The organism is Pyramidobacter sp. CG50-2, assembly GCF_003612005.1.
GTDB lineage: Bacteria > Synergistota > Synergistia > Synergistales > Dethiosulfovibrionaceae > Pyramidobacter.
Window position 1 is genome coordinate 1 of sequence record NZ_RAWT01000073.1, and the last position, 8,403, is coordinate 8,403.

Sequence of the window (8,403 nt, forward strand, 5' to 3'; positions counted from 1 at the left end):
TTTCAGTTGAGGATCACTTTTGTATGCTCTTTTTTCGGACAATTTCCTCGTAACAGCTTTTCATCCCCTTGAATTTGTTCCGTTAGCGCAATCTTGATCGTTATTATGTGTTCGTAATGACTGCTTGCTGCTTTTGTCCTGTTAAAGTAAATGCAACCCCGTCGCATTTACTTTGACGAGGTTGCATTTACTCTGAAAATTTACCGAAAACACCGAAAAAACGCTCGCAGACAAACCGTCGCGGCAAAAGCGTCCGCTTCTCTCAAAGCGATCACGACGCGGCAGCTGCGATTCATTCGAGAATTCGCGGTCGACGAAAAGTTCCGCAACGAAAAAGGACGGCCGGCCATGGCGCGCCGAACCGTCCTTTTCTCTGGACCGTATCGATTTTTTGAGTGGCGGACGAGCGTTTACTTTTTGCCGAGCGGATCGATGTGCTTGACGCCGCCCATGTAGGGGACCAGCGCGTCGGGCAGGTCGATGGAGCCGTCGGCGTTCTGGCAGTTTTCCAGCACGGCGATGAGCGTGCGCCCGATCGCCAGGCCGGAACCGTTCAGCGTGTGCACGTAGCGGGGCTTGCCGCCGTCGGCGGGACGGTAGCGGGTGTTCATGCGGCGGGCCTGGAAGTCGACGCAGTTGCTGCACGAGCTGATCTCGCGGTAGCAGTTCTGGCTGGGCAGCCAGACTTCCACGTCGTAGGTCTTGGCGGAACCGAAGCCCATGTCGCCGGTGCAGAGCACGATGACGCGATAGGGCAGGCCGAGCCCCTGCAGAACGTCTTCGGCGTCGGCGGTGAGCTTTTCGAGTTCGTCCCAGCTGCTCTCGGGCGTACAGATCTTCACCATCTCGACCTTGTCGAACTGGTGCAGGCGCATGATGCCGCGCACGTCGCGCCCGTAGCTGCCGGATTCGCGGCGGAAGCAGGGCGTGTAGGCCGTGTAATATTTGGGCAGTTCGCTTTCGCCGAGCATCTCGCCGTGATGCATGTTGGTCAGCGGCACTTCGGCGGTGGGGATCATCCACAGATCGTCCTTGTCCACCTTGTAGAGATCCTCGGCGAACTTGGGCAGCTGCCCGGTGCCGAGCATCGACTCGGAGTTGACCATGACGGGGACGTTGAACTCGGTATAGCCGTGCTTCATGACGTGCAGGTCGAGCATGTAGTTCATGATGGCGCGCTCGAGGCGCGCTCCCAGTCCCTTGAAGACGGTGAAGCGGCTCTGGGCCATGCGGGGTCCGCGCTCGAAATCGAGCAGTCCGCAGACTTCAGCCACGTCCCAATGCGCTTTGGGCTCGAAATCGAACTGACGCGGCGTGCCCCAGCGGCGCACTTCCACGTTTTCGGTCTCGTCCTTGCCGACGGGCACGGAGGCGTCGGGACGGTTGGGGATCTGCAACATGAGCTGGCGGAGTTCTTCGTCAATCTCAGCCACGCGGGCGTCGTCGGCCTTGACCTGCTCGCCCAGTTTTTTCATCTCTTCCATGACGGCGGCAGCGTCGCCGCCGACCGCCTTGATCCTGCCGACTTCCTTGGAGCCGGCGTTGCGCCGGGCCTTGACTTCTTCGACGGACGCCAGCAGTTTCTTGCGTTCGTCGTCGAGCGCCAGCACTTTGTCGACGTCGAAGTCGTTGTTTCTCGCTTTCAGATAGGCCTTGACGGCCTCGGTCTCTTCTCGAATCGTACGGATGTCAAGCATGACGGGGGTACTCCTTTCTCAGTCGGAAGAAATCTATTCTTTGTTTTCGCGGATCTGTCTCAGCAGCGACGTCATTTCCAGCGCGGCCAGAGCGGCTTCGGCCCCCTTGTTGCCGGCCTTGCTGCCGGCGCGGAGCAGGGCCTGTTCCAGATTCTCGGTGGTCAGCACGCCAAAGGCAACGGGCACGCGCTGATCCAGCCCGATCGCGGCCAGTCCCTTCGACATCTCGGCGGAGACGAACTCGAAGTGGGGCGTGTCGCCGCGGATCACCGCGCCGAGCGCGATCACGGCGTCGTAACGGCCGGAAAGGGCCAGTTCCTTCACGGTCAGCGGCAGCTCCCAGGCCCCGGGCACCCAGTAAACGTCGAACTCGTTCATCTTCACGCCGTGGCGCACGAGCGCGTCCTTGGCTCCCTCCACCAGCTTGCCGCAGATCAGCTCGTTGAAGCGCGAGACGACGATGGCGTAGCGCTCGCCCTGAGCGACTAAATTCCCTTGAACTACTTTCATGGACATTCCTCCTGAAAACTTTTATAGAAAACGAAAGCCGTTCTGTCGATTTTACATCATTTCAGGCACAATCCAAGCCGGGAAGCGAAAATTCCGCCGTGAAATTACCAGCCCATCTGCGCCAGTTTTTCCCGCGTCAGGGTTCCCGACGCTTCGGAAGAGCCGCGCGGCGCTTCCAGCCCCATCAGTTTCTCCACGTAGCGGGCGATCAGGTCGGTCTCGACGTTCACCCTCTTGCCGGCCGCCAGAGTTCCGAGAGTCGTGCGCGCCAGCGTCTCGGGGATCACGGCCGCGGAACAGGCGTTGCCCTCCACCGCCGCGACGGTCAGACTGACGCCGTCGACGCAGAGCGAGCCCTTGCGCACGACGTAGCGCGTCAGCTCCGGGGGCAGGTTCAGCCACAGCTCGGCCGCGTGGCGGCCGCGGCGCAGCGACATGACCAGAGCGGTGCCGTCCACATGCCCGGCCACGAAATGGCCGTCCAGACGTCCGTCGGCCGGCAGCGCCCGTTCGAGGTTGACGCGCTCGCCCGCGGTGACGAAAGAAAATCGCGACACGCTCATGGTTTCGCCGGTCAGTTCCACGGCGAACGAAACGCCGTCGCACTCGGTCACGGTCGTGCAGACGCCGCTGACGGCCACCGATTCGCCGCGTTTCAGTTCGCCGGCGAACGGAGAGCCGACGCGGAAAACGGTCACGTCCCCGCGGCGGGAGACGGAAACGATCGTCCCTACTGCTTCAACCAGTCCAGTGAACATGGATTTCCCCCTTCGATCCACAGGTCGCGCCCCGCGGTGCGGACGCCGCGCAGCGTCATGGGGATAGCGTCGTCCATGCGCCGCAGCCGAATAGAAGCCGTGATTTTCCGTCCCTCGCCCATGAACACGGGGGCCACGAAAAGCTGATATTCGTCGGCCAGCCCGGCGGCGATGAAGGCCGAACAGATGGTCGGTCCCGCTTCCACCAGCACGCGGGCAAGCCCCAGCTCCGCCAGTTTTTCCAGCGCGGCTTTCAGGTCGGGACGGGCCGCGGACGACGAAACGGCGTAAACGTGTCCGCTCCGTTCGGGCGGAATCGCCGTTCCTTCGGGAACGAAAACGATCGCGTCGCGGCGCAGGGCTTTGTACTTCCCCTCCAAGACGGCAGGATCGGAACAGAGGATCACGGGCCGCGGCGACGGACCTTCCACGGCGCGGACGGTCAGCGACGGATCGTCGCGCTTCAACGTTCCCGAGCCGATCAGGACCGCGTCGTTCTCGCCGCGCAGGCGATGGCTCTCGGCGCGCGCCGCTTCGCCGGTGATCCACTGGCTGGTCCCGTCGGAAAGGGCCATGTTCCCGTCCAACGACAGCGCCGCTTTGAGCGTCACCCAGGGACGGCGGCGCGTCTGCAAAGACAAAAAGCCGCGGTTCAACCAGGCCGCTTCTTTTTGGAGCACGCCGCAGACGGTTTCGACGCCGGCGTCGCTCAAAATTTTCAGGCCGCGGCCGTCGACTTTCGGGTTGGGGTCGCCAACAGCGCACACGCAACGTGCGATACCGGCCCTCACCAGCGCCGGAGCGCAGGGCGGCTGACGGCCCTGATGGCTGCACGGCTCCAGCGTCACATAGGCGGTGGCGCCGCGCGCCTTGTCTCCGGCGTCGCGCAGGGCCGCCGCCTCGGCGTGAAGCCCGTCGAGATGGTCGTGCCAGCCGCGGCCGACTACCGCGCCGTCTTTGACGATCACGCAGCCGACCATGGGGTTGGGCGTGGTTTTTCCCAAGCCGCGCAGCGCCAGATCGAGGGCCTGGCGCATGTGATGTTCGTCGGTCCATTGCTGTCTCATGCGCGATGGATGCCTCGCTTTCGTTTGGGATTGTACGTCCGGCGCACCGCGCGGCCGTCTTCCGTTTCCTCACCGGCCGCCGACAGCGCGCCGGCAGCTTCCGGCACATCGCGCCGCTCGGGCAGCGCTTCGCGGTAAGGCACGTCGATGGTCTTGTTCCAACGATATTTTGCCGTCTCCAGCACTGGGATCCCGATCGGGCGCTCCACGCGCACCAGCTCCACCGTCCTTTTGGGCGCCGGCGCTTCCGGCGCGGGGGCCTCGGTCAGGAAATCGAGGATCTTCGCGGCCTGAACGGGGCCGATGCCGGGCGCTTTTTGCAGTTCTTCCGCGGAGAGCGAAGCGATACGCTGCACGCTGCCGAACGTCGACAGCAGCAGCGCCGCCTTGTGCTTGCCGATGCCGGGGACGTCCTCCAGCGCCGAACGGCTGAGGCGTGAAACGCGCTTGCGGCGGTGCGTGGTGATGGCGAAGCGGTGCGACTCGTCGCGCACGCGCTGCAAAAGACGCAGCGCCGGATCGTTCCAGTCGAGCCGCAGCGGCGGCTTGTCCGGCTCGGTGAAGATCAGTTCGTCGCGTTTGGCCAGCGCGATCGTGCGGATCGCCACGGGCACCTCGGCCAGCGCCTGACGGGCGAAGGCCAGCTGCTCGGGGCCGCCGTCGATGAGGATCAGCTGCGGCAGCGGCAGCTGGCTTTCGATCATACCGCGGTAACGTCGCAGCACCGTCTCGCGCATGGAGCGGAAATCGTCGATGCCGTCCACCGACTTGATGGCGTAACGGCGGTACAGCGACTGATTGGGATAACCCTGCTCGAAGACCACGGCCACGCCGTACGTCTCGCGTCCCGCCGAATGGGAGATGTCGAACCCGTCGATGCGCCACGGCACCACGGGCAGGCCGCAGAGGTCGCGCAGTCGCGTCATCGCGGCCCACGTGTCCTCGTCGAGATCGTCGGCGAGCGTCACCGAGAGCTTCTGGCGCGAGAACTTCCACAGGTCGCGGATCGTGTCGCACGCCTTGGCCGCCTCTTCGAAGCGCATCTCCTTCGCCAGACGCTCCATGCGCGTCCGCAGGCGCGACACCAGATCGGCGGTCTGCCCGTTCAGCAGCATGAGGATGTCGTCGACGGTTTCGTTGTACTCTTTTTCCGTGCACTTGCCCGCGCAGGGGGCAAGGCACTTGCCGATATCGTACATTATACACGGGCGCGCCAGCTTTTCTTTTTCCAGATTCATCGAGCAGTTCCGCGCCGGGAAAAAATTCTTGATCAGGTTCAGCATGCTGCGCATCGCTCCGGCGCTGGTGTAGGGCCCGAAAACGCGCCCCGTCTTCGGGCGCGTGTGGGTGACCAGCACGCGCGGAAACCTTTCGGCCGTGACGACGATGAACGGATAGCGCGAGCCCATTTTCAGTTCCACGTTGAAGAACGGCTGGATCGCCTTGATCAGGCGGCTCTCGACGATAAACGCCTCCGACTCCGTTTCCGTGCGGATGAAGCTGATGTCCTGCACCGTCTGCACCAGCTTGCGCAGGCGCGGGATGGCGAAATCCCGATGGTTGAAATAGGACGAGACGCGGCGCTTCAGCTTTTTCGCCTTGCCGACGTAGATCACCCTGCCCGTTTCGTCGTGCATCAGATAGACGCCGGGCTTGAGCGGCAGAGTCCTGAGAATGGCGCGGATCCTCCCCATGCGTTCCCGTTCATTCATTCGCCGCGCCCCCCTCCGTTATGATTCTTCGATTTGAAACCCTGAATTCCATGGACGTTTTTCGGAGTTCCTTTTCTCGTTTTCTCGGCTATAATAGAGCGACTGGATCGGTATAATTTTACACCAGAACGGAGGAACTGTTTATGGCACTTGCGCTTTATAACGATCTGACGCGTAAAAAGGAGCCTTTTGTCCCGCTGCGCGAAGGAAAGGTCACTTTTTACAGCTGCGGCCCCACCGTATACGACTATTTCCACATCGGCAACGCGCGCCCCTTCATCGTCTTCGACGTGCTGCGCCGTTATCTCGAGTTCCGCGGCTACGAAGTCACCTTCGTGCAGAACTTCACCGACATCGACGACAAGATGATCGCCCGCGCCAACCGCGACGGCGTCACCGTACAACAGCTGGCCGAAAAGACTATCGCCGATTATTACGAAGACGCCGACGCGCTCGGCATCAAACGCGCCTCCTTCTACCCCCGCGCCACCGAGTACATCCCCAAGATCATCAAACTGATCCAGCGCGTCATCGACAACGGCCACGCCTACGTCGTCGACGGCACCGTGTATTTCGACGTGAAAAGCTTCCCCGCCTACGGCAAGCTCAGCCATCAGAACCTCGACGACCTGCAGTCGGGCGCGCGCATCGAAGTGGACGACGTCAAGCGCAGCCCGCTCGATTTCGTGCTCTGGAAGCCGCAGAAGCCCGGCGAACCCGCCTGGGAAAGCCCCTGGGGCCTCGGCCGCCCGGGCTGGCACATCGAGTGCAGCGCCATGTCCACCGATCTGCTCGGCGACACCGTCGACATTCACACCGGCGGCATCGACCTGGTCTTCCCTCACCACGAGAACGAGATCGCCCAGAGCGAGGCCGCCACGGGCAAACCGTTCGTCAAATACTGGCTGCACAACGAATACATCCTCATCAACGCCGAAAAGATGTCCAAGTCGCTGGGCAACTTCCTCACCGCCCGCGCCGCGCGTCAGAAGTTCCCGCCGCTGGCCATCCGCATGTTCATGCTCGGCGCCCACTACCGCTCGCCCATCAACTTCGCCCCCGAAGGCCTCGAACAGGCCGCCGCGGCCGTAGAACGCCTGCGCAACTGCTGGAGCGACCTGCAGTTCGCCAAGGGCGGCCGCCTCGGCGAAACATCCGCCGCCGGCGCCGCGCTTACGGCCGCGCTGGATACATTCCGCGAGGACTTCATCGCCGCCATGGACGACGATTTCAACACCGCCGCCGCCATCGGCGTGATCTTCGAGGCCGTCACCGAGGTCAACAAATACCTGAAAGGCAACGAAAAGCTCGACCCCGCCGCCGTGGCGGCCGCCGAAAAGTTCTTCGGCGACATCGACGGCGTCATGGGCATCATCGGCATCGAGCAGGAAAAGAAGGAAGAAAGCGGCGGCGAAGCCGCCCGGATTGAGGCGCTGATCGCCGAGCGCAACGCCGCCAGAAAAGCCAAGGATTTCAAACGTTCCGACGCCATCCGCGACGAGTTGGCCGCCCAGGGCGTCATCCTCGAAGACACGCCGCAGGGCACCAAGTGGAAGAAAAAAATCTAGCCCGTTCGATAACGGAAAGTCCCGATGGTCACATGATCATCGGGACTTTTCCATTCAGAATGTTCGCCGTGGAACACTCGCAGTCGGTAAATATTCCACGGCAGATTCCGCTTCAACGCGACTGCCGCCTTTGGGGACGGCTCCTACGCAAAAAGCTCTTCTTTGCGGGCAAGGATTTCCACGCCGCCTTGGCAGGCCGGACAGAAGCAATACTTGCCGCCGGACGCTTTGACCTTCTTGCCCTGCTCCGTCATCCGGGCGACCGTTTCCGCGCCCAAAAGATCGACCGCGGCCTGACTTTTCAGGAAGTCCATCGTCGCGTCGATGCTCTGCACGTCCTCTTCCAGTTCCTGCACGAGCTTTTCCGCCGCTTCCTTCTGCTTCGGCGTGCCGACCGCGTCGAGCCATTCCTGCCCCGCGGCCTTCAATTCGGCGCAGCAGCTTCCGGCCGCAACAACTTCTTTCACTTTGGCGATCATCGCATTGTTGTCCATTCTCATCCCATCCTTTCGTTATGAGAACTTCAATTGCCGTTCTTATTATATCACGATGCGTTCGGGATATTTCCCAGCCCGAGAAACTTCGCTGAACATTCTTACAAAAAAATACAACTTGCGGAAGCGGACTGTCCGTGTTATCATTCTACCGTTCATCGTCGTGTCCATGCCTGAGTGGCGGAATCGGTAGACGCAGGGGACTCAAAATCCCCCGTGGGCGACCACGTGAGGGTTCGAGTCCCTCCTTAGGCACCAATTTTTCAAATTACAAAGGACTTACCAAAGAAGTGGCGGTAAGTCCTTTTATTTTTTACGACATTTTACCAAAGTCCTACTCCAATAATTTCGTCATTCCGTAGAGATCGTCCGGCCGGAGATGAGCATACCTTCTGGTCGTCATTAAATTCCGATGTCCAAGCCATTTCGCAACTGATATTATTTCATTAATAGTATAGCCAAAGTATCCGTACCTCAGTTATAAAGCACCCGAGGTGATGGAGAATGCCCGTAAAATACAAGATCACATCGGAACAGCAGGCGGAAATCGAAGCAGCGCGGAAAAAGAATCGCAACAAGAAGATCGAAGCCAAACTG

7 protein-coding genes and 1 tRNA gene are annotated in these 8,403 nt (G+C 61.3%); 2 read left to right on the forward strand and 6 right to left on the reverse strand.

Going from position 1 to position 8,403, the window contains the following annotated elements:
- Window positions 1–410: 410 nt before the first annotated feature.
- From serS to D7D26_RS11330, 5 genes are all read right to left on the reverse strand, one after another.
- Window positions 411–1,697, reverse strand: a complete 1,287-nt coding sequence (gene serS / locus D7D26_RS11310; protein WP_078017114.1) for a serine--tRNA ligase — start codon at window positions 1,695–1,697, stop codon at window positions 411–413.
- A gap of 33 nt (window positions 1,698–1,730) precedes the next feature.
- Window positions 1,731–2,207, reverse strand: a complete 477-nt coding sequence (gene ribH, locus D7D26_RS11315) for a 6,7-dimethyl-8-ribityllumazine synthase (protein ID WP_078017115.1) — start codon at window positions 2,205–2,207, stop codon at window positions 1,731–1,733.
- A 104-nt stretch (window positions 2,208–2,311) separates the two neighbouring features.
- Window positions 2,312–2,965 (reverse strand): riboflavin synthase, encoded by a 654-nt coding sequence (locus tag D7D26_RS11320; protein WP_120373112.1) that lies wholly within the window; start codon window positions 2,963–2,965, stop codon window positions 2,312–2,314.
- Entirely contained in the window at window positions 2,938–4,032 is a 1,095-nt protein-coding gene (gene ribD / locus D7D26_RS11325) for a bifunctional diaminohydroxyphosphoribosylaminopyrimidine deaminase/5-amino-6-(5-phosphoribosylamino)uracil reductase RibD (RefSeq protein ID WP_233543559.1), read from the reverse strand. Before ribD ends, D7D26_RS11320 begins: the two co-directional genes overlap by 28 nt.
- Window positions 4,029–5,744 (reverse strand): excinuclease ABC subunit UvrC, encoded by a 1,716-nt coding sequence (locus tag D7D26_RS11330; protein WP_120373113.1) that lies wholly within the window; start codon window positions 5,742–5,744, stop codon window positions 4,029–4,031. The genes ribD and D7D26_RS11330 overlap by 4 nt, the downstream gene beginning before the upstream one ends.
- Window positions 5,745–5,887: 143 nt before the next feature.
- On the opposite strand from D7D26_RS11330, the gene cysS reads away from it, so the two are divergent.
- A complete protein-coding gene (gene cysS, locus D7D26_RS11335) occupies window positions 5,888–7,312 on the forward strand; it encodes a cysteine--tRNA ligase (protein ID WP_120373114.1) in 1,425 nt (474 codons plus the stop codon).
- Window positions 7,313–7,455: 143 nt separating this feature from the next.
- Here the strand turns inward: cysS and D7D26_RS11340 are convergent, their stop codons facing one another.
- On the reverse strand, window positions 7,456–7,806 hold the full coding sequence (locus D7D26_RS11340) for a heat-shock protein Hsp90 (RefSeq protein WP_233543560.1): 351 nt from the start codon (window positions 7,804–7,806) through the stop codon (window positions 7,456–7,458).
- A 171-nt stretch (window positions 7,807–7,977) separates the two neighbouring features.
- Here D7D26_RS11340 and D7D26_RS11345 point away from each other — a divergent pair.
- Window positions 7,978–8,064, forward strand: a tRNA-Leu gene (locus D7D26_RS11345).
- Window positions 8,065–8,403 lie beyond the last annotated feature (339 nt).

What these genes read in the sequence shown, in the direction of transcription:
- serS (WP_078017114.1), bottom strand. Translation starts at nt 1,697, where the DNA reads ATGCTTGACATCCGTACGATTCGAGAAGAGACCGAGGCCGTCAAGGCC.
- D7D26_RS11330 (WP_120373113.1), bottom strand. Translation starts at nt 5,744, where the DNA reads ATGAATGAACGGGAACGCATGGGGAGGATCCGCGCCATTCTCAGGACT.
- ribH (WP_078017115.1), bottom strand. Translation starts at nt 2,207, where the DNA reads ATGAAAGTAGTTCAAGGGAATTTAGTCGCTCAGGGCGAGCGCTACGCC.
- ribD (WP_233543559.1), bottom strand. Translation starts at nt 4,032, where the DNA reads ATGAGACAGCAATGGACCGACGAACATCACATGCGCCAGGCCCTCGAT.
- cysS (WP_120373114.1), top strand. Translation starts at nt 5,888, where the DNA reads ATGGCACTTGCGCTTTATAACGATCTGACGCGTAAAAAGGAGCCTTTT.
- D7D26_RS11320 (WP_120373112.1), bottom strand. Translation starts at nt 2,965, where the DNA reads ATGTTCACTGGACTGGTTGAAGCAGTAGGGACGATCGTTTCCGTCTCC.
- D7D26_RS11340 (WP_233543560.1), bottom strand. Translation starts at nt 7,806, where the DNA reads ATGGACAACAATGCGATGATCGCCAAAGTGAAAGAAGTTGTTGCGGCC.